At 59.1% G+C, this 19,442-nt stretch carries 19 protein-coding genes and 1 tRNA gene; 5 read left to right on the forward strand and 15 right to left on the reverse strand.

The genetic code is table 11. The features are described from left to right. Positions 1–260 precede the first annotated feature (260 nt). Entirely contained in the window at positions 261–1,334 is a 1,074-nt protein-coding gene (locus L9059_RS19890; protein ID WP_247292636.1) for a fatty acid desaturase, read from the reverse strand. Positions 1,335–1,434: 100 nt separating this feature from the next. On the opposite strand from L9059_RS19890, the gene L9059_RS19895 reads away from it, so the two are divergent. Then, positions 1,435–2,439 carry an AraC family transcriptional regulator gene (locus L9059_RS19895; protein ID WP_247292637.1) on the forward strand — a complete coding sequence of 335 codons (1,005 nt, stop codon included), beginning with the start codon at positions 1,435–1,437 and terminating at the stop codon, positions 2,437–2,439. A 51-nt stretch (positions 2,440–2,490) separates the two neighbouring features. On the opposite strand, the gene L9059_RS19900 is transcribed toward L9059_RS19895, so the two are convergent. Together L9059_RS19900 and L9059_RS19905 are read right to left on the reverse strand one after the other, a co-directional pair. Beyond that, positions 2,491–2,856, reverse strand: coding sequence for a response regulator (locus tag L9059_RS19900; RefSeq protein ID WP_247292638.1), 366 nt, complete (start codon positions 2,854–2,856; stop codon positions 2,491–2,493). A gap of 57 nt (positions 2,857–2,913) precedes the next feature. After that, the gene (locus L9059_RS19905; protein ID WP_247292639.1) at positions 2,914–3,603 is read right to left on the reverse strand and encodes a Crp/Fnr family transcriptional regulator; all 690 of its coding nucleotides are present in this window, start codon (positions 3,601–3,603) and stop codon (positions 2,914–2,916) included. Positions 3,604–3,687: 84 nt separating this feature from the next. On the opposite strand from L9059_RS19905, the gene L9059_RS19910 reads away from it, so the two are divergent. Further along, positions 3,688–4,209 carry an Mpo1 family 2-hydroxy fatty acid dioxygenase gene (locus L9059_RS19910; protein ID WP_247292640.1) on the forward strand — a complete coding sequence of 174 codons (522 nt, stop codon included), beginning with the start codon at positions 3,688–3,690 and terminating at the stop codon, positions 4,207–4,209. Between the two features lie 101 nt (positions 4,210–4,310). On the opposite strand, the gene L9059_RS19915 is transcribed toward L9059_RS19910, so the two are convergent. The 6 genes from L9059_RS19915 to dibA form a co-directional block, all read right to left on the reverse strand. Then, positions 4,311–5,300, reverse strand: a complete 990-nt coding sequence (locus L9059_RS19915) for a sulfate/molybdate ABC transporter ATP-binding protein (protein WP_247292641.1) — start codon at positions 5,298–5,300, stop codon at positions 4,311–4,313. Positions 5,301–5,303: 3 nt separating this feature from the next. Beyond that, positions 5,304–6,173, reverse strand: a complete 870-nt coding sequence (gene cysW, locus L9059_RS19920) for a sulfate ABC transporter permease subunit CysW (protein ID WP_247292642.1) — start codon at positions 6,171–6,173, stop codon at positions 5,304–5,306. A 12-nt stretch (positions 6,174–6,185) separates the two neighbouring features. Next, positions 6,186–7,004, reverse strand: a complete 819-nt coding sequence (cysT, locus tag L9059_RS19925) for a sulfate ABC transporter permease subunit CysT (RefSeq protein ID WP_247292643.1) — start codon at positions 7,002–7,004, stop codon at positions 6,186–6,188. Positions 7,005–7,143: 139 nt separating this feature from the next. Then, positions 7,144–8,157 carry a sulfate ABC transporter substrate-binding protein gene (locus L9059_RS19930; protein WP_247292644.1) on the reverse strand — a complete coding sequence of 338 codons (1,014 nt, stop codon included), beginning with the start codon at positions 8,155–8,157 and terminating at the stop codon, positions 7,144–7,146. Positions 8,158–8,267: 110 nt separating this feature from the next. Continuing rightward, positions 8,268–8,450 carry a sulfur starvation response protein OscA gene (gene oscA, locus L9059_RS19935; RefSeq protein ID WP_247292645.1) on the reverse strand — a complete coding sequence of 61 codons (183 nt, stop codon included), beginning with the start codon at positions 8,448–8,450 and terminating at the stop codon, positions 8,268–8,270. A gap of 163 nt (positions 8,451–8,613) precedes the next feature. Continuing rightward, entirely contained in the window at positions 8,614–10,533 is a 1,920-nt protein-coding gene (gene dibA, locus L9059_RS19940; RefSeq protein ID WP_247292646.1) for a phosphodiesterase DibA, read from the reverse strand. Between the two features lie 146 nt (positions 10,534–10,679). Here dibA and desA point away from each other — a divergent pair, with 146 nt between their 5' ends. Beyond that, positions 10,680–11,864, forward strand: a complete 1,185-nt coding sequence (gene desA / locus L9059_RS19945; protein WP_247292647.1) for a delta-9 fatty acid desaturase DesA — start codon at positions 10,680–10,682, stop codon at positions 11,862–11,864. 279 nt (positions 11,865–12,143) lie between these two features. Then, positions 12,144–13,127, forward strand: a complete 984-nt coding sequence (locus L9059_RS19950) for a sensor domain-containing diguanylate cyclase (protein ID WP_247292648.1) — start codon at positions 12,144–12,146, stop codon at positions 13,125–13,127. 118 nt (positions 13,128–13,245) lie between these two features. Here L9059_RS19950 and L9059_RS19955 read toward each other — a convergent pair whose 3' ends face one another. The 3 genes from L9059_RS19955 to gabD all read right to left on the reverse strand — a co-directional run bounded on the left by L9059_RS19955 (position 13,246) and on the right by gabD (position 17,506). Further along, complete coding sequence (locus L9059_RS19955) at positions 13,246–14,460, reverse strand: HDOD domain-containing protein (RefSeq protein WP_247292649.1); 1,215 nt, start codon at positions 14,458–14,460, stop codon at positions 13,246–13,248. A gap of 140 nt (positions 14,461–14,600) precedes the next feature. Continuing rightward, on the reverse strand, positions 14,601–15,878 hold the full coding sequence (gene gabT, locus L9059_RS19960) for a 4-aminobutyrate--2-oxoglutarate transaminase (protein WP_247292650.1): 1,278 nt from the start codon (positions 15,876–15,878) through the stop codon (positions 14,601–14,603). Positions 15,879–16,063: 185 nt separating this feature from the next. Beyond that, complete coding sequence (gabD, locus tag L9059_RS19965; RefSeq protein WP_247292651.1) at positions 16,064–17,506, reverse strand: NADP-dependent succinate-semialdehyde dehydrogenase; 1,443 nt, start codon at positions 17,504–17,506, stop codon at positions 16,064–16,066. A gap of 347 nt (positions 17,507–17,853) precedes the next feature. Between gabD and L9059_RS19970 the strand changes: the two genes are divergently transcribed. Then, positions 17,854–17,930, forward strand: a tRNA-Arg gene (locus L9059_RS19970). Positions 17,931–18,024: 94 nt separating this feature from the next. Here L9059_RS19970 and L9059_RS19975 read toward each other — a convergent pair. From L9059_RS19975 to L9059_RS19985, 3 genes are read right to left on the reverse strand one after another with little or no spacing between them, the layout of a single operon-like run. Then, positions 18,025–18,294, reverse strand: a complete 270-nt coding sequence (locus L9059_RS19975; RefSeq protein ID WP_247292652.1) for a hypothetical protein — start codon at positions 18,292–18,294, stop codon at positions 18,025–18,027. Between the two features lie 17 nt (positions 18,295–18,311). Next, complete coding sequence (locus L9059_RS19980) at positions 18,312–18,863, reverse strand: hypothetical protein (RefSeq protein WP_247292653.1); 552 nt, start codon at positions 18,861–18,863, stop codon at positions 18,312–18,314. Then, positions 18,860–19,441, reverse strand: a complete 582-nt coding sequence (locus L9059_RS19985; RefSeq protein ID WP_247292654.1) for an RNA polymerase sigma factor — start codon at positions 19,439–19,441, stop codon at positions 18,860–18,862. The genes L9059_RS19980 and L9059_RS19985 overlap by 4 nt, the downstream gene beginning before the upstream one ends. Between the last annotated feature and the right edge of the window lies 1 nt (position 19,442).

The following is a 19,442-nucleotide window of genomic DNA, read 5'->3' on the forward strand; positions in this document are numbered from 1 at the left end:
GCGCTTTAGCTGGACGCAGGTGGAGATGCCAACAAAGCCATGATGAGTTTCTCGTGTAAACGTTTCGCGTGATATAGGTTTCGGTTTAATGAATATTGAAATCGATAGGCACGCTGACCCTGCCCGCCTGGGCGACATCACTTGGCTGGGCGGGAACGAACCTCCGGCGCTTTACGGCGCTCCGTGCTGCATCGACGAGGGCATCGCGAGCAGGCTCGCTGCCACGTAATGTGAGCTTGCCCCCTCACCACGGGAATACCTCAGACTTGAGCAGTGCGTGTCCTCGCGCCTATTGCTTGCTCCTCACGCACAAACCGATTCGCCCGGCCAAACGTCCCGAAATCGTTAAACCGCACCCCCATCTCGCGCATGACCTTATGTGCCACCGGCACCGTCATCTGGCGAATGTAAAACGGTTCCTTCACCACAAAATGATGAATTCCGTGGCTACTGCCAAAGTTGAAGCAGAACGCCTGCAACGGCCACAACCACCACGGGTTCAACACCTGGGTCTGCTGGATCACGTTCCCCGGCTCCAGGTCACCGTAGTAGTGCATGTTGGAGCTGATGAAGTGCAGGCAAAACGTACGCAGTACATTGGGACCGATGATCACCACCACGGCGATATCGATCACCTGCATCACTGCAAGCGTGGTCGCCGACCATTCGATGGGCGCATTCAGTAAATAAGCGATGCCATTGGCTGCGTGGAAACCGAGAAACACATACCAGGCGCCCCAATGCACCAGTGCCAGCGGCGCATAGACCTTCAGCGTACGCTTGATGATGCTGAATTTATGCGCCCAGGTTTTCGCTCGCAGCATGCGAATGAACGCCGACATCACGTTGTCACCCACCATCAGCAGCCGCGCAAAACCCCACGGTTCACCGTTGGTTATCGCGCGCTCTTCCATATCGGATTCAGTGCCGGACACCTTGTGGTGATTGAGGTGCAGGTGGCGACGGATCCATGGATTGATCGTACTCGGACGCGCCAGCCACACCAGGCCCATCATCAGGTTGTGCGGCACGCGCTTCTTGCGAAAATACATGCTGTGGATCAGGTCGTGTTCGAGCTCATGGGTCAGTGAAGCGAAAAATGCGTTCAGCAGCAGGCACACCCACCAGGCCATGTAACCATTGATATAGAGCACCGCCGAGCCGATCATCGCGGCCAGGGCAAACGCCAGGATACCCGCGCCCAAAGCGTCCTGGTGGTTGAGAATCGGATAGCGCTTACGCAATTCGACGCCCTTTGCCAGCACCACTTCGCGTATGTGCGCTGATCGCTGGGATGCATTCAGTCGCTGGGGACTTGCAGAAGTACGGTCCATGCTTCCATCCTCTGGTTATTGATGTTCGCATCCTGCCCTGTGAACCCTCGCAAGGCGGTAGCCGTGAACGCCAACCTGTTGACCGGAAGCGCCAATCAGCATGACTGAACCGACCTCCCTCGCCAGCTGGACCCGTGCCCTGCGCAAGCAACTCGACGCATTGGGCCTCGACAGCACCGCACTGTGTCACCAGGCGGGGCTCGATCCGCTATTGATGGACGACCCTAACGCCCGTTATCCGTTGTCCGGCACCACGCGGCTGTGGGAACTCGCCGTGCAGGTCAGCGGCGACCCAGCGATCGGCCTGCGGGTTTCGCGCTTCGTCAGCCCCACCACTTTCCACGCACTCGGCTACGCGCTGGTGGCCAGCGGCAGCTTGCGCGAGGTGTTTGAACGCATCGTGCGCTATCACCCAGTGGTGAGCGATGCCCTGGAACTCGAATTGACCCGCTCCGAGGATCGCTATCGCTTCCGCCTGAAAATCCCACCGGGTAACCCGGCGCCGGCCTATGAAGCCATTGATGCCTTCACCGCGATTTATGTGCGCACCTGCCGCAACCGGCTAGGTCGCGAGTACGCGCCAATGGCGGTCTACTTGCGCCGTCCGGAACCGGCTGATGCCCATCAATGGCACAAGGTTTTCCGCTCACCGGTGCACTTCGCCGCCGACGAGGATCGCCTGGAATTTTCCCTGGTGGACTTTGAAAGTCATCTGGACGACGCCAACCCGGAGCTCGCCGAGCACAACGAAACCGTGCTCAAGCGCACCCTGGCGCAACTCAAGCCGATGACCTGGGAGCGCAAGGTCCGCGATGCCATCGAAGAACAGTTGCCAGAAGGCGAACCCAGCGCCGAGCACATCGCCCACACCCTGCACCTGAGCTTGCGCAGCCTGCAGCGGCACCTGGCGGATGAGGGATGCCGGTTCGACACGCTGCTCAACGAAAGCCGCGAGAACCTGGCGTTGTTGCACCTGCGTGATCCGCAGTGCTCTTTGAGCGAAATCAGCTACCTGCTGGGGTTTGCCGACACCAGCAGCTTCAGCCGCGCCTTCAAGCGCTGGACCGGGATGACTCCGGGACAGTTTCGCGATGGGTTGCGGTGATAGATGGGGCACAGGCACCGTATCCTGCTCAGGGTCCAACCACGCAACAAATTACCGCCCGCGATCCCGTCGCAACAACTTGCGCACCCGAGCCACCAGGTCACTCACCTTGAAGGGCTTGAGCAGGTAATCTTCTTCGTGCAGTTCCAACCCGCGCAGGCGGTCTTCGATGCCGTCCGTGGTGGTCAGGAACAGGACCGGCGTCTCGCCGAGCTTGCGGACCTGTTGCTGCAACTGCCAGCCGTTGAGGCCCGGAAGCATGACATCGAGGATGATCATCTCGTACGCACCGGACTCGATGAAACGCCGGCCGTCCATCCCGTTCAGCGCCACATCGACCGTATAACCCGCTTCACCCAGGCCGTTGGCCAGGAGTTTGGCGGTCTCCGGCTCGTCTTCTACTAACAGCACACGCATGGCACACCTCATTTGTCGTCGCTACAGGCTATGCGCGTTCGGGGACAAAGCCCACTGTTAAAAGATGACCGCCAACGCCCGCAGCCGCTCGGCATCGATAATTTCTATCTCGCCATACCTTAAGCTGACGACTCCCTGCCCTTGCAGCTCCTTGAGCAACTGGTTGGTGGTCTGCCGCGACAGTGACAGCATCGACGCCAGTTGCTCTTGTGGCAGATGCAGCACCCGACGCGGCGGTTCGATTTCGCCATAGCTGTCGGCGATCATCAGCAATCGATGCGCCAGGCGCGCCGGGGCCGGCAGCAGGCTCAGCTGTTCGAGGTTGATGAAAGTCAGGCGCAGCTTCTGGCTCATCAGTAATGCCAGTTGCCGCCAATACAGCGGTTGCTCGTCGAGCATCGCCAACAGCGCAGTTTGCGGGATATGCAGCAGCGTGCACTGGCCCAGGCTGAAGGCGTCGTGGGTCCGCGCCTGCCCATCGAACAGGCAGATCTCACCGAACCAGTGCGGCGGTTCCACCAGGCTCAACAGCGCTTCCTTGCCCTGTTCGTTAACCGCGCCGATCCGCACGGCGCCTTCGAGCACCGCGTACAGCCCGCATGGCGGGTCACCGCGCTGGAACAAACGTTGCCCCGCGGACAAGCGCCGCAGCCTGGCCGCTGCCAGCAGACTATCCTGTAGAGGAACAGGCAGATGACTGAACCACTGGCCGCTCATCAAGCGCTCACGCCAGATCTGCATGTCCATGAAAACTCCTTGAGATTGTCGCCTGGCTGACAGAGCAAAAGAACCAAGCGGTGGATGATCACTCACCCTACAGGAGGAATAACAATGAAAAAAAGCCTGGTTGACCATCTCGGCCAATACGCCACCTATCACCGTGACCCGCGCAACATTGCCACTCACTTCATTGGCATTCCGCTGATTGTCGTGGCCGTGGCGGTGCTGTTGTCCCGCCCGCAGTGGGCCGCAGGCTGGCTTTCACCGGCGGTGCTGGTATCGCTGGCGTCGGCCTGGTTCTACCTGCGCCTGGAGTTGCGTCTCGGGCTGTTGATGACCGTGCTCCTGGGTTTGTGCATCTGGGCCGGTCATGTGTTGGCGCAGCAGAGCACGCTGGTATGGCTGGCGAGCGGCATCGGCCTGTTTGTGGTGGGCTGGGCAATCCAGTTTGTCGGCCATCACTATGAAGGACGTAAACCGGCCTTTGTCGATGATGTGACGGGGTTGATTGTCGGCCCGTTGTTTGTGGTGGCGGAGCTGGCATTTTTGCTGGGGTTGCGGCGAGAGTTGAAAGAGCAGATCGAGGCGCGGGCGGGCGGGGTTCGAGTCAATCCAAAGCGCGCTGCTGCTTAGATCGCCATCGTCGGTACGGCTCCCACAGGGACTTTGTGAACCACACAAATCCGTGTAGGAGCTGCCGCAGGCTCGGCCCGCGATCGGACGATGTTTTGGTCTTAGATATTAGCGAGTTTCTGCCAAACCTTCGGTTTGAAGAACAGTGTCTCGCCCCTCACCAACCCAGTCAGGCTGTCGTGGTCCTTGACCACTTCCGCCTCGATCAGCTCGCTCTGGCCTTCGACTTTCAGCGTCACACGGGTTGTCGCACCCAGCGGGCGGATATCCCGCACTTCGGCCGCATGGTGATCCTCCAGCTCATGGCGCGACAGCGAAACTTCGTGAGGACGGAACAGCACGTGGTTGTCTTCGCCCAGGTGCAACCGGTTCGAATCCCCCAGGAAGTGATAGACGAAATCGCTGGCCGGGTTTTCGTAGACGTCACCCGGTGAGCCGATCTGCTCGATCACGCCCTTGTTCATCACCACGATACGATCGGCGACTTCCATGGCCTCTTCCTGGTCGTGGGTCACGAACACTGACGTCAGGTTGATGTCTTCGTGCAAGCGTGCCAACCAGCGACGCAGCTCCTTGCGGACCTTGGCGTCGAGGGCGCCGAACGGTTCATCAAGCAGCAGCACTTTAGGCTCTACTGCCAAAGCGCGGGCCAAGGCAATACGCTGGCGCTGACCACCGGAAAGCTGTTCCGGATAGCGGTCCGACAGCCAGTCCAACTGCACCATATTCAGTAGTTCGTGAACCTTCACCGCGATCTGGCTTTCGCTCGGGCGCTGGTTTTTCGGCTTCATGCGCAGGCCGAACGCGACGTTGTCGAACACCGTCATGTGGCGAAACAGCGCGTAGTGCTGGAACACAAAACCGACGTTGCGATCACGTACATCGTGGCCGGAAACGTCTTCACCGTGGAACACGATATTGCCCTGATCCGGCGTCTCCAGGCCGGCGATAATCCGCAGCAGCGTGGTCTTGCCGCAACCCGAGGGGCCGAGCAGCGCCACGAGTTCGCCGCTCTGGATGTCCAGGCTGATGTTGTCCAGCGCCTTGAACGCGTTGAAATTCTTGCTGACGTTACGCACTTCGATCGACATGAATTATTCCTCCGCAGCGCTGGCGCGCAGGCGGTTAATACGATTTTCGCTCCACTGCTTCAGCAGCAGGATGAAGAGCGCCATGATCAGCAACAGGCTTGCTACCGCGAACGCGGCTACGTGGTTGTATTCGTTGTAGAGGATCTCGACGTGCAACGGCAAGGTGTTGGTCACCCCGCGAATGTGTCCGGAAACCACTGACACCGCACCGAATTCACCCATGGCCCGCGCGGTACACAGCACCACGCCATAGATCAGGCCCCATTTGATGTTGGGAACGGTGACGTGCCAGAACATCTGCCAACCATTGGCCCCCAGCAGCCGCGCGGCTTCTTCTTCCTGGGTTCCCTGCTCCTGCATCAGCGGGATCAGTTCGCGCGCCACGAATGGCACCGTGACAAAGATCGTCGCCAGCACGATGCCCGGCAAGGCGAAAACGATCTGGATGTCGTGATCCTGCAGCCAAGGCCCGAACAGGCCTTGGGCACCGAACATCAGCACGTAGACCAGGCCGGCGATGACTGGCGACACCGAGAACGGCAGGTCGATCAGGGTCACCAGTATGCTCTTGCCGCGAAATGAGTACTTGCTCACGCACCACGCCGCGCTCACCCCAAACACCACGTTCAGGGGCACCGAGATCAACACCGCAATCAAGGTGAGCTTCAGCGCGGAGAGCGCGTCGGGCTCGAAGATCGCGGTAAAGAATGCACCGAGACCCATCTTCAAGCCCTGGGACACCACGATGATCAACGGCAGCAACAGGAACAGGGTAAACACCAGCCAGCCGAGACCAATCAGGACCCGACGCGAACTGGCACTGCCACGACGGGCTGCGTTGGAGGAAGCTGCAGCAATAGACGATTGGGACATTTGTGCGCCTCCTTATGGGGTTTCGATACGACGTTGCAGCAAGTTGATCAGCAGCAACAGGACGAAGGAAACCACCAGCATCAACACACCGATGGACGTGGCGCCGGTGTAATCGTACTGGTCGAGCTTGACCATGATCAGCAGCGGCAGAATTTCAGTTTTCATCGGCATGTTGCCGGCGATGAAAATCACCGAGCCGTATTCGCCAACTCCACGGGCAAAGGCCAGGGCAAAGCCAGTCAACCAGGCTGGCAACAGCGCAGGCACCAGAATATAGCGAAACACCTGTATGGGTTTGGCACCCAGGCACGCCGCGGCTTCTTCGACTTCACGTGGAATATCGGCCAATACCGGCTGTACCGTACGCACTACGAATGGAAGCGTGACAAACGTCAGCGCGAGGGTGATGCCCAGGGGTGTGTAGGCGATCTTGAAGCCCAGATCCGCAGCCAACTGGCCAATCCAGCCATTAGGCGCGTAGAGCGCAGTCAGCGCGATGCCGGCCACGGCGGTAGGCAAGGCGAAGGGCAAGTCGATCATTGCATCGATGATCTTGCGACCCGGGAAGGTATAACGCACCAGCACCCAGGCCAGCAGTGTGCCGATGATGCCGTTGATGATCGCGGCATAAAACGCAGTACCTAAGCTCAGCTTCAACGCCGCCAGTACTCGAGGCGCGGAGATGATTGCCCAGAACTGATCCCAGGTGAGTTGAGAGGCGTGCACAAACATCGCCGCCAGTGGTATGAGCACAATCAGGCTGAGGTACACCAAGGTGTAGCCCAGCGTCAGCCCGAAGCCGGGTATGACGGGGGAGATACGACGCGACATAAAAGTCCTTGGTTAAAAACGCATCAATGTGGGAGCGAGCCTGCTCGCGAAGAGGCAGAGTCAGTCAACATCTCTGTTACTGAAGATACCGCCTTCGCGAGCAGGCTCGCTCCCACATGTTTATGGGCTCGTTTCGAGATTACTGCGCCTGATAGATCTGGTCGAACACGCCACCGTCATTAAAGAATTTCGGTTGAGCCGTTTTCCAGCCGCCGAAGTCTTTGTCGATGGTCACCAGCTCCAGTTTCGGGAACTGCTGGGCGTACTTGGCGGCGACGTCCTTATCACGTGGACGGTAGAAATTCTTCGCCGCAATTTCCTGACCGGCCGGGCTATACAGGTGCTTAAGATAGGCTTCGGCGATCTGCTCGTTGCCCTTTTTCTCGGCGTTCTTGTCGACCACGGACACTGGAGGCTCGGCAAGGATCGACAGCGAAGGCACGACGATCTCGAATTTGTCAGCCCCGCCATCTTCCTTCAGGGCCAGGAAGGCTTCGTTTTCCCAAGCCAGCAACACGTCGCCCTGGCCATTGTTGACGAACGTGATGGTCGAACCGCGAGCGCCGGTGTCCAGCACGGGTACGTGCTTGAACAGGGTCTGCACATATTCCTTGGCCTTGGCTTCGTTACCGCCGTTGGCTTTCAGGCCATAAGCCCAGGCCGCGAGGAAGTTCCAGCGTGCACCGCCGGAGGTTTTTGGATTTGGAGTGATCACCGATACATCATTTTTGACCAGGTCGCCCCAGTCCTTGATGCCTTTCGGGTTGCCCTTGCGCACCAGGAACACGATAGTCGAAGTGTAAGGGGTGCTCGCCTCCGGCAGACGCGTCTGCCAGTCGGCTGGCAGGGTCTTGCCGAGCTTGGCGATTTCGTCAATGTCGCCCGCCAGTGCCAGGGTCACCACGTCGGCACGCAGACCGTCGATTACCGCACGGCCCTGCTTGCCCGAACCACCGTGGGACTGCTGGATTTTCACTGAGTCGCCAGCGTGATCTTTCTGCCAGAATTTAACGAATTCAGCGTTGTATTCCTGATACAGCTCGCGGGTCGGGTCGTACGACACGTTAAGCAGCTCGTAATCCTTGGCAACCGCAGAACCAGCAAAAAGGGCGCTGGCCAGGGCGGCCAAAGCGAAATGACGAATCGACGACATGGTGAAAGCTCCTGGAATTCTGATTGTGTAGGCTTTTTTTGATTTTCTGGAATCGCAGTGCCCGCTCAACAATTATCCGAAGGCTCGGGCCCCGCTCGGACGATCATTGCTCAGCTCGGTTTGTTGCCCGGATGCTGCAAACGGAATTTTTCCTTACGTTCGATCTGGACGATCTGAGCGTTGTGCACAGTGATTTCCACTGCCCCAAACCGCAGGTCCCGCAATGCGCTCTGAATCTCGCGCAAGATGGTTGCTTCGTCCTGGCCGTCAACGCTACGCAGGGATGCGCTCATGGTGCTGCTCCTTCGACTGAGAGGTTGCCTGACAGTGGCGGCACTGTTTGCGGCGTGAGACCAATAGTAGATAGGTGCAGATATTCTTAAAAAGACTATTTAAGAATGTTTATATAACCAGAAGTAGTATTTGACGGGGCGAGGGCGGGTGATCTTTCAAGGCTTAACAAATAACTGGCGCCCGCGACCAGTCGAGCTCCAGAGCAGGCATTGGCCGCGCGAACCAGTACCCCTGGCCCAGATCGCAGTCCTGTTCGAGCAGGAAACCTGCCTGCTCGACTTGCTCGATCCCTTCGGCGTGCACCTGCATGCCCATGCTCTTGGCCAACGCGATAATCACCCGCACGATCGCCACATCGTCCTCATCCCACGGCAGCCCGACGACGAAACCCTGGTCGATCTTGAGTTTCTGTACCGGCAAGCGTTTGAGCCGCAGCAAGGAAGAATAGCCGGTGCCGAAATCATCGATGGCCAGGCGCACGCCCAGCTCACGAAGGCGATGCATCTGTTCCAGCGCCACTTCGGGGTCATGCATCACCGCACTTTCGGTCACTTCCAGCTCCAGATAAGCCGGATCCAGACCTGTATCGCGCAGCACCTGCGCCACCTGTTGATACAGCTCGCGACGGGCAAATAGCCGCGATGACACATTCACCGCAACAAACGACAATACAACGCCGGACTGCTGCCATTGGCACATTTGCTGACACGCCTGCAGCATGACCCAGGCATCGATTTCGGCGATCAGGCCGGTACGCTCGGCGACGGGGATGAACTCGGCAGGCGACACCAATCCACGCTGGGGGTGCTCCCAGCGAACCAGCGCCTCGACGCCAATCAGTCGACTGGTCTTGAGGTCGTGGACCGGCTGGTAATACACCCGCAACTCATGCCGCTCCAGCGCCCTGCGCAACTCGAACGCGGTCTCGACCCGCTGCTGGGCCTGGGCAGTAAGCTCTTCGGTGTAAAGGGCATAGCTGTCGCGGCCAGCATTTTTCGCCTTGGACAAGGCCGAGTCGGCGTTACGCAACAACTGCTCGGCACTCAGAGCGTCGCCGGGGAACAGGCTGATACCAACGCTGGCATTGATGAACAGCTGATTGCCGTCGAGAAGGAAGGGTTGCTTGAAGCCGTCAATGATTCGCTGGGCCAGCGCCGCCGCGTGGACCAGTTGTGGGCAATCCTCTGCGAGGACGGCGAATTCGTCGCCCCCGAGGCGGGCCAAGGTAATTCCCGGCCCGAACATCGCGAGTAAACGCTCGGCCACTGCCTTGAGCAACTGATCGCCCACTGTATGCCCAAGGCTGTCGTTGATCATCTTGAAGTGATCCAGATCGATCGCCAGCAACGCGCAGCCACGCTTGTGTGCCTGCGCCGACGCCACAGCCTGTTCGGCGCGGTCAGTGAACAGCAGACGATTGGGTAAATCGGTCAGTGGATCGTGATGGGCAAGATGGGTCAGCTCATTCTCGGAGTTCTTGATTGCGCTGATGTCGGAGAACACCGCCACGTATTGGCTTACCCGGCCGTCATCGTCGCGAACGATACGGATCGTCTGCCATTGCGGATAGATTTCCCCACTTTTGCGCCGATTCCAGATTTCACCGCTCCACTCGCCAGCGCTATTGAGCGTCGCGAACATGGCTTGGTAGAAACTCGCCGGATGGCGGCCGGATTTGAACAGGCTGGGCTGCTGGCCCATCACTTCTTCGCGCTGATATCCGGTGATCTGCATGAATGCCCGGTTGACGTGAACGATCAAACCTTTGTCGCTGGTCACCAGCACGCCTTCGCGGGTGCAATCGAACACGGCCGCCGCCTGACGCAGCCGCTCTCGATCGGCAGAGCGCTCGCGCAACTGTGCACCAATCCCCAGGCAGCGGAACAAACGCGCGCGGGCAATGTAAATACTTCCTGCGCTTAGGGCTATCCAGGCGTAACCGTTGATCAGTTGCCAGCGCAACGCCTCGGTCGAATCATCAAATAAACTGTTTAATGCAAAACCACTCAGCGTAAGCCAGACAACGGAAAGCAGCAGATAAAGCAGCGCTGCACGCAAGGCATCGCGACAGGTAGCAGACATTAGGTCTTCCATGCACCTCAAAATGGTTGCGATTATAGAGTAAAGAAACATCCAGCCACTCTTATCTGAAACGGTGACTGGTTTTATCTGCGCGCTCGGTGATAATGCGAGGGCTATTTATTTCTTTATCGAGGGCCCTACAGCCTATGTGGTACGAAGGTTTTCTTGGCTTGTCGCCCTGGTCACTGGTGGCAGTCACCCTGCTGATGACCCACGTCACAATCATCGGCGTCACTGTCTACCTGCATCGCTATTCAGCCCATCGCTCCCTTGAGCTCAATGCCGGCCTGAAACATTTCTTCCGCTTCTGGCTGTGGCTGACCACGGCGCAGAACACCCGCGAGTGGACCGCCATCCACCGCAAACATCACGCCAAATGCGAAACTGTCGATGACCCGCACAGCCCGGTCGTCAAAGGACTGTCCACTGTTCTGCGCAAAGGTGCGGAGCTGTATCGTACTGAAGCAGAAAACCCGGAGACCCTGCGCATTTACGGCAAGAACTGTCCGGAAGACTGGATCGAACGCAACCTGTATAGCCGCTTCCCCCTACTGGGCGTGGCCATTATGGGCGTCATCGACCTGCTTCTGTTCGGCACCATCGGCATCACCATCTGGGCCGTGCAGATGATGTGGATCCCGGTGTGGGCGGCCGGTGTGGTCAATGGCCTGGGCCATGCCATCGGTTACCGCAACTTCGAATGCCGCGATGCGGCCACCAACCTGGTGCCATGGGGCATCCTGATTGGCGGCGAAGAACTGCACAACAACCATCACACTTACCCCAACTCGGCAAAACTGTCGGTGAAGAAGTGGGAGTTCGACCTCGGCTGGGCCTGGATCCAGGTATTCAGCTTCCTGCGCCTGGCCAAGGTCCAGCGGGTCGCGCCGATCGCCCACCGGGTTGAAGGCAAAGGCAACCTGGACATGGATACCGCCATGGCGATCCTCAACAATCGCTTCCAGATCATGGCCCAGTACCGCAAATTGGTCATCGCGCCCTTGGTCAAGCAAGAGCTGGAAAAGGTCGATCACTCGGTCCGCCACCAGTTCCACCGGGCCAAACGTCTGTTGTCGCGTGAAACCAGCTTGCTGGATGACAAGCACCATGTGCGAATCCAGACCATGCTTGAGCATAGTCAGTCCCTGAAAGTCATTTACGAGAAGCGCCTGGCCTTGCAGCAGATCTGGGTCAAGACCAGTTCCAATGGTCACGACATGTTGGCAGCCATCAAGGACTGGATCCACGAAGCCGAGGCCAGCGGGATTCAATCCCTGCGCGAGTTCGCCGACCAGCTGAAAACCTACTCCTTGCGCCCCGCCAACGCTTGACCCCCCGCAGAGCACCTCACTCAAGGTGCTCTGCTGTAGTGAGCGACGCTCCTGTGGCGAGGGAGCTTGCTCCCGCTCGTTTGCGCAGCAAACGCACCCTCTGAATAACCATTGCATCCGATAAAACTCGTCGCTTACCGCCCGGCGGGAGCATCCCCCTGCTCTTCCCGACCCGGGAACTTAGTTCCAAATCCCCTATCTCAAAAGCACTTCGCCACCTTGGCGGTCTTCGTTGCAGCCGCTGTCGAACTCGCGGCACGCTCTTTGAGATTTGTGTCGATGGTCGAAAAAAACCTGCAGGACCCGCCAAAATGGCCAGAAGCCGCCCAAACCCTGATGGCGCTGATGCAGGCCCAAGGCGAAGTCGCGCGCTTAAGTGAACGCGAACAGTTGTTGAGCTCGCTGCTGGTAAGTGTCAATGCGGTGCTGTGGGCATTCAACTGGGAAACCCGCCAGGTGCTCTACGTCAGCCCTGCCTACGAAAGGATTTCGGGCCGCGCCACCGACCTGTTGCTGGCCGACTACAACCATTGGCGCGACATCGTTTACCCGGATGACCTGCAGGAAGCCGAGTGCAGCCTGGCCTCCGTGCTGGAAAAAGGCTCAGTCGAAGACCGTGAGTATCGAATCATTAACACCGACGGCCAGGTGCGCTGGCTGAGCGACAAGTGCTTTATCAACCGCCAGGGCGAGCCGGGTCAGCCACTGATCATCGTCGGCATTGCAGAAGACATCACGGAAAAGAAGCACCTCGAAACCAAACTGCAACGCCTGGCCACCACCGACGAATTGACCGAGAGCAGCAACCGCCGGCACTTCTTCGAGTGCGCCAACCACGAGTTCGAGCGTGCGCGAACTCGTGGGACTCCACTGTCGTTCCTGATGCTGGACATTGATGACTTCAAGGCCGTCAACGACACCTATGGCCATCAGGAAGGCGATAACGTATTGCAACGCATTGCTGAGTGCGGTCGGGCTGCATTGCGTCGTGGCGACGTCTTCGGGCGCATCGGCGGGGAGGAGTTCGCTGCGGTGTTTCCCGGCTGCGAGCCCGGGGTGGCCATGCAGGTGGCCGAGCGTTTGCAACGGGAGATTAAGCGACTGAGTTTCAGCCATGACGAGCGGAGTTTCGGCATCACCATCAGCCAGGGCCTGACCAGCCTTCTGCCTGAGGATGACAGCATCGACAGCCTATTCGCTCGCGCGGATGCAGCGATGTACGAAGCCAAGCGCCAGGGCAAGAACCGTATAATCCCCGGCTGACTCGACCCTGCGTAAGAGCTGCCGAGAGAAACGAAGTTGCGATCTTCTGATCTTGATTCAGCCCCTGAAGATCAAAAGATCACAGCCTTCGGCAGTTCCTACACGCCATCGCGCAGGGCTATTTCTTGCGCAGCCGCACCAACTCCGGCAGGCCAATCTTGAGCAATCTCGCCGTCCGACCTTTGGCCAGCTCCTCAAGCCCCTCATGCTCGCCCAGGCGCGCCAACTGGGCCGCCATGCTCATCACCAGCGCCTCGCGTGAGTAAACCCCGCCACCGAGCTGATACACCCCCGCGATCAGCTCTCGCAGTTCCAGCGGCAGACGCCAGCGGGTACGCAGCGCCGAACCGTAGGCTGCACCGAACCCGGCCAGCGCTTCACCGACCTGCTCCCACTCGTCCAGCTCACCACCGGCCTGCTTCCACTCCTGCAAACAGCGCAGCAAAGCCAGATCACCCAGCCGATGGAGCATGCCAGCGCAATAACAACGCTCCTGATCCAGGTCGAGAAGACGTGCCAGGGTCCGCGCGTATTCGGCTGTATGCAGCGACAGGTCCCAATAACGTTCGGCGTAGTCCGCCAGGTACGGATCGCTGAGCCGCGCGCTACGCTTGAGTGTGAGCCCCAGGATCAGGTTCATGCTCTGCGCGCCGCCGAGGCGATGCAGCGCCTGGGACAGGGTTTGCACGGCCGCACCGTGGTGCTGGGCGGCGCTGTTGGCAGCGGCAATCAGCACGGCGGTAATCTGCGGATCGGTACGCGTTTCCTCCTCGAGGACGGTCAGATCAAGACCGCCGGGGTTAAGGCTGCGTTTAACCGCCACCTCCACATCGGTCATCAGTGGTGCGCCGTCAGCCAACGTCCGCCGGCGCTCCAGATACACCGGCAAGGTCATGCCCGCCGCCAGGGCCGGTACGTGACAAAATACTTCCTGTCCGGCATCAAGCAGCAGATCCTGCAATCGCTGGGTCAGGTTTTCCATATTCAATGGCTTGGTCAGGTACGCAGTGGGCGCCAAGGGCAAAGCTTCGCGCACGCTGGCACTGTCGTTGCGACTGCTCATCAGAATGAACGGCAGCGGCGGATTACGCTTGCGCTGGCGCACGCTGCGCAACACATTCAAGCCATCCACGCCGGGCAACGCCCAGTCGACGATCACCAGGTCGTAGGCATTTTCCGCCAGTCGCGACAGCGCGTCCTTGCCATCGGCACACAGATCGATCCGTGCATCGCAGCGCACGCTCAGCAGTACTTGCCGGAGCAGATCCCGCGACCAGGGGTCTGCCTCGGCGATCAGCACTCGAGGTACAGCGGGTAAATCAACGGCTCTCATGCAAACAAGTTCCCCTCTCAGTGCATGCACCATAGTCAATGCAGGCCACAGGAAAAAGTGCTGTGGGTTTGATGTAAAAAAAACCCGCCGAAGCGGGTTTTTTTGTCGATCAGCTCACACTTTCATACGAGCACTTTAGATCAAAGCTCCGAGAAGCACTCTTCGATGATTGCCAGACCTTTGTCCAGTTGCTCATCCGGGGAAGTGAGTGGTACCAGTACGCGCAGAACGTTGCCATAGGTGCCGCACGACAGCAGGATCAGACCTTTGTCGCGAGCCTTGGCGACAACAGCCGCTACCGCCGGTGCGTTTGGCTTGTGGCTGTCGCCGTCAACGAACAGCTCGACCGCGATCATCGCGCCCAGGGCACGCACTTCACCGATCACCGGATACTTGGCCTGGATGGCCTTCAGGCCAGTGACCAGACGCTCGCCGACTGCCTTGCAGCGGTCCAGCAGGTGCTCTTCTTCGAACACTTCCATCACGGCCAGGGCCGCAACGCAAGCGATCGGACTACCGGCATAGGTGCCGCCCAGGCCGCCTGGAGCAATGGCGTCCATGTATTCGGCCTTGCCGCACACACCGGCCAGCGGGAAGCCGCCAGCGATGGATTTGGCGAAGGTGGTCAGGTCGGCGGACACGCCCATCTGTTCCATGGCGAAGAAGGTGCCGGTACGGCCAGCGCCGGTCTGCACTTCGTCAGCGATCAGCAGGATGCCGTGTTGGTCGCACAGGGCGCGCAGGCGCTTCATGAACTCTTTAGGTGCGACGTAAAAACCGCCTTCACCCTGAACCGGCTCGATGATGATTGCAGCAATGTCACGCGGCTCGGCGTCGTTCTTGAAGATGCGTTCGATGCTGGCGATCGAGTCGTCGACGCTCACACCGTGCAGTTCGTTCGGGTACAGCGCGCGGAAGATGCCGCCTGGCATCAGGCCCATGCCGGCCGAGTAAGGCACGACTTTACCGGTCAGGCCCAGGGTCATCATGGTGCGGCCGTGGTAAGCGCCAGTGAAGGCGATCACGCCGGCGCGACCAGTGGCGGCACGGGCGATTTTCACGGCGTTCTCAACGGCTTCGGAACCGGTGGTCACCAGCAGGGTTTTCTTGGCGAAATCACCAGGCACCTTGGCGTTGATTTTTTCGCACACTTCAACGTACGGCTCGTAAGCCAATACCTGGAAGCAGGTGTGAGTCAGCTTGTTCAGCTGCTCGGTCACGGCGGCGATGATTTTCGGGTGCACGTGACCGGTGTTCAGCACGGCGATACCGCCGGCGAAGTCGATGAACTCGCGACCTTCAACGTCGGTCACGGTAGCGTTCTTCGCGGACTCGGCGAAGATCGGGTGAATCTGGCCAACACCGCGCGGTACAGCGGCTTCGCGGCGTTTCATCAAAGAAGCGTTAGTCTTGCTCATAAAGTCCTCATTCGCCGCTCATCGGGCGGCGTGGTTCAAGGAAAATGCGGCGGGGAGGCAACTACGACAGCATGCGATGATCGACTGCCATAGCTTTCCCGGCCACAGAGAAAATTCCGGTTGAAACGCAGAAAGAGTCAGCGCTCTCGTGCCCTTTCCGCTTATTGCATTCCCGTCTGCCGAGCTTAGATGCCCAGGCAGAGGTATTTGATTTCCAGGTAATCTTCGATGCCGTACTTGGAGCCTTCACGGCCCAGGCCCGAAGCCTTAATGCCGCCGAACGGCGCGACTTCATTGGAGATCAACCCGGTGTTGACGCCGACCATACCGTATTCCAGGGCTTCAGCCACACGGAACACACGGCCCAGGTCACGGGCATAGAAGTACGACGCCAGGCCGAACTCGGTGTCGTTGGACATCGCGATCACTTCGGCTTCGTCTTTGAAACGGAACAGCGGCGCCAATGGGCCGAAGGTTTCTTCCTTAGCCACGGCTGCGTTGTTCGGCACGTTGGTCAGGATGGTCGGCTCGAAGAAGTTGCCTTCCATGGACTTGCCACCCGACAGCACGGTGGCGCCTTTGGCCACGGCGTCCGCGATGTGTTCCTTGACCTTGGCCACGGCTTTTTCATCGATCAGCGGACCGGTGGTGGTGCCGTCTTCCAGACCGTTACCGATCTTGAGTTTGGCCACGGCCACTTTCAGTTTTTCAGCGAACGCATCGTAGACCGAATCCTGAATGTACAGACGGTTAGCGCAGACGCAGGTCTGGCCATTGTTGCGATACTTGGAAATGATCGCGCCTTCGACGGCCTTATCCAGGTCCGCGTCGTCGAACACGATGAACGGCGCGTTGCCGCCAAGTTCCAGAGACACTTTCTTGATGTCCTTGGCGCATTCAGCCATCAGCTGGCGACCGATTTCGGTCGAGCCGGTGAAGGACAATTTACGCACGATCGGGTTGCTGGTCAGCTCGCTGCCGATGTCGCCGGCGCTGCCGGAAACAACGCTGAACACGCCAGCAGGAATGCCGGCACGCTGGGCCAGTTCAGCCAGGGCGAACGCCGAGAACGGCGTTTGCGAAGCAGGCTTGAGCACCATGGTGCAACCGGCGGCCAGCGCCGGGCCGGCTTTACGGGTGATCATTGCGGCCGGGAAGTTCCACGGGGTAATTGCCGCAGTCACGCCGATGGGCTGCTTGATCACGATCAGGCGCTTGTCTGGCTGGTGGCCCGGAATCACGTCACCGTAGACGCGCTTGGCTTCTTCGGCGAACCACTCGATGAAGGAAGCCGCGTAGACGATTTCACCCTTGGCTTCAGCCAATGGCTTGCCCTGTTCCAGGGTCATCAGGCGAGCCAGGTCGTCCTGGTTTTCGATGATCAGTTCGAACCAGCGACGCAGCTTGTTTGCACGATCCTTGGCGGTCAGTGCACGCCAGGCCGGCAGCGCCTTGTCAGCGGCTTCGATTGCACGACGAGTTTCGGCAGCGCCCATTTTCGGCACGGTGCCCAGAATTTCGCCCGTTGCCGGGTTGTTGACCTTGATCGTCTGACCATTGTCCGCATCGACCCAAGCGCCATCAATGAAGGCTTGCTGGCGGAACAACTGGGTGTCTTTAAGCTGCATGTCGGCTTTCCTTAACAGCACCGCGTCAGGCGCGGAGCAAATTAGAATTATAGAAAGGCGCCTTATAGGCTGCCGTCAGGGAAATCATTCACCGGGCTGAAGCACATAAATAGCGCACGGATTGGACTCGCGCGGTTCAGCACCCAGACAAGAGCGTTTGAAATCTCAAACGAATCCTAGGATCAAAGGGGGTAAAGGACAAGAGCCTGTTCGAAAAAAAGAACGAAAACGGCACATTTGCTCATTTTTTCGGATCAACGTGACAACCGTCCGTTGGGCGCTGAAAAACACAGGCGATTCAGCAGCATGGACGCCCGCAGCGCTTATGAGTATCATGGCGCCCGCTTGCACCAGTAGCTCAGCTGGATAGAGTACTGCCCTCCGAAGGCAGTGGTCGTGGGTTCGAATCCCGCCTGGTGCACCATAGTAAAAACGAAAAAGCCTCAGGCCTTAGGGTCTGGGGCTTTTTTTGTGGGCGAGCTAAGGGCAGTGCGGGCTGACCCAAAATCTGACGACCCTCACTCCGTCGTCCAATCAAACTCATCATATTCATCATCCCCCTCCTCATCCTCGAACACCTCATCATCAAGGTCATCCTCCTCCAAGGCCTGCTCCTTCTCCTGAGCCAGCAAAAATTCCTTGCGGCTCTCGGTCACTGCTCGCCGTAATTCCTCTCCCTTCACCGGGCAGTTGAGCATTTGGGCGATGCGGTCGATTTTTTTCGCCATGGCTTCCTCCAACGCATCGGCTATGGCCCGATAGTGCGCGCTTTCGGGGGTGGTTGCCAAATGGCGGACCTCTATCGTTACTGGTTTTTCTGCAGTTGCTTGAGCCGGTCGGCCAGGTTTTGGTTGGGGAAGCGGTTTTTTAATGATTCGAACAGCTGGTCAGCGGCGGCCTTCTCACCGGTTTCCTGCAGCCGTACCACCTCACGCAATTGCTCATCCAGGCTCTTCGCTGGCGCCGCCATGCGCTTGCTGACTTTGGCTTCGTCGACCATTTGCGCGCTTATCGATTCATGCTGCGCAGGCGCGCCGAGTTCGGCCATCGGCGCTGCAGGTGCCGGGGCGGAGGCTTTGGGGGCAGGTGCGAAGTCGTAGGCGGGCTCCTGATCGGGACCCGGTTGTACAAGCGCCAGCATCAACGCGATGCCAACCAGGCTGGCGAATGCGACTTGCCAGCGCGGCTTTTGGCAGGCTTGCGACCAGCGCTGCCAGACGCTTGACTTGGGTACCGGGGTTGCTCGATGAGCCGCGGCAAGGATGAAGGCATCCAGGTGTGCCGGCGGCTCGTCGATGGACTGTTGACGAAAGTGCTTCACCACTTCCTCTTCGGGTGTAGGACGGGCGTCAGTCATGTCAGTACCTCCTCGGCCAGCAGCCGACGCAGTTTTTGCTGGGCGTAACGCAAGCGGCTCTTGACGGTTTCCAGCGGTGTTTCGGTGAGGGTGGCGATCTGCGGCAGGTCGAGATCGCCGTGGGCACGCAGCAGGAACACTTCGCGCTGGTCCGCCGGCAAGGTTTGCAGGGCGGTTTCCAGGCGCTGGGTGTCGCGGCTCAGGCTCAGCAATTGTGCGGGGTCGGCGGCGTCATTAGGCAAGGCGTGGAGCTGTTCGTCATAGCTGTCGTGCAAAGGGTTACGGATTCCGTGTTTGCGCCAGTGGTCGATCAGCCGATTGCGGGCGATCTGGTACAGCCATGTACGAAAATTCGCCCGGCCTTGTGGCTGGCTGGTGCTGCGGATCAGGCTCAGCCAGGTGTCCTGATAAACCTCTTCGGCCAGCTCGGCTTTGCCGCTGAGGCCGAGAAGGAATCGATACAATCCCTGACGGTGGCGAGCGTACAGGATCTCGAAAGCCGGTCCGTCGCCGGAGCGATAGCGGGCCAGCAGCGATTCGTCGCTGCTGGTGGCTGAGCTGGGGGGCGGGGCAGACATG

This window comes from Pseudomonas violetae (assembly GCF_023072615.1).
Classification (GTDB): domain Bacteria; phylum Pseudomonadota; class Gammaproteobacteria; order Pseudomonadales; family Pseudomonadaceae; genus Aquipseudomonas; species Aquipseudomonas violetae.

Coding starts and splice junctions, on each gene's coding strand:
- L9059_RS19890 (WP_247292636.1), bottom strand. CDS start 1,334: ATGGACCGTACTTCTGCAAGTCCCCAGCGACTGAATGCATCCCAGCGA.
- L9059_RS19895 (WP_247292637.1), top strand. CDS start 1,435: ATGACTGAACCGACCTCCCTCGCCAGCTGGACCCGTGCCCTGCGCAAG.
- L9059_RS19900 (WP_247292638.1), bottom strand. CDS start 2,856: ATGCGTGTGCTGTTAGTAGAAGACGAGCCGGAGACCGCCAAACTCCTG.
- L9059_RS19905 (WP_247292639.1), bottom strand. CDS start 3,603: ATGGACATGCAGATCTGGCGTGAGCGCTTGATGAGCGGCCAGTGGTTC.
- L9059_RS19910 (WP_247292640.1), top strand. CDS start 3,688: ATGAAAAAAAGCCTGGTTGACCATCTCGGCCAATACGCCACCTATCAC.
- L9059_RS19915 (WP_247292641.1), bottom strand. CDS start 5,300: ATGTCGATCGAAGTGCGTAACGTCAGCAAGAATTTCAACGCGTTCAAG.
- cysW (WP_247292642.1), bottom strand. CDS start 6,173: ATGTCCCAATCGTCTATTGCTGCAGCTTCCTCCAACGCAGCCCGTCGT.
- cysT (WP_247292643.1), bottom strand. CDS start 7,004: ATGTCGCGTCGTATCTCCCCCGTCATACCCGGCTTCGGGCTGACGCTG.
- L9059_RS19930 (WP_247292644.1), bottom strand. CDS start 8,157: ATGTCGTCGATTCGTCATTTCGCTTTGGCCGCCCTGGCCAGCGCCCTT.
- oscA (WP_247292645.1), bottom strand. CDS start 8,450: ATGAGCGCATCCCTGCGTAGCGTTGACGGCCAGGACGAAGCAACCATC.
- dibA (WP_247292646.1), bottom strand. CDS start 10,533: ATGTCTGCTACCTGTCGCGATGCCTTGCGTGCAGCGCTGCTTTATCTG.
- desA (WP_247292647.1), top strand. CDS start 10,680: ATGTGGTACGAAGGTTTTCTTGGCTTGTCGCCCTGGTCACTGGTGGCA.
- L9059_RS19950 (WP_247292648.1), top strand. CDS start 12,144: ATGGTCGAAAAAAACCTGCAGGACCCGCCAAAATGGCCAGAAGCCGCC.
- L9059_RS19955 (WP_247292649.1), bottom strand. CDS start 14,460: ATGAGAGCCGTTGATTTACCCGCTGTACCTCGAGTGCTGATCGCCGAG.
- gabT (WP_247292650.1), bottom strand. CDS start 15,878: ATGAGCAAGACTAACGCTTCTTTGATGAAACGCCGCGAAGCCGCTGTA.
- gabD (WP_247292651.1), bottom strand. CDS start 17,506: ATGCAGCTTAAAGACACCCAGTTGTTCCGCCAGCAAGCCTTCATTGAT.
- L9059_RS19980 (WP_247292653.1), bottom strand. CDS start 18,863: ATGACTGACGCCCGTCCTACACCCGAAGAGGAAGTGGTGAAGCACTTT.
- L9059_RS19985 (WP_247292654.1), bottom strand. CDS start 19,441: ATGTCTGCCCCGCCCCCCAGCTCAGCCACCAGCAGCGACGAATCGCTG.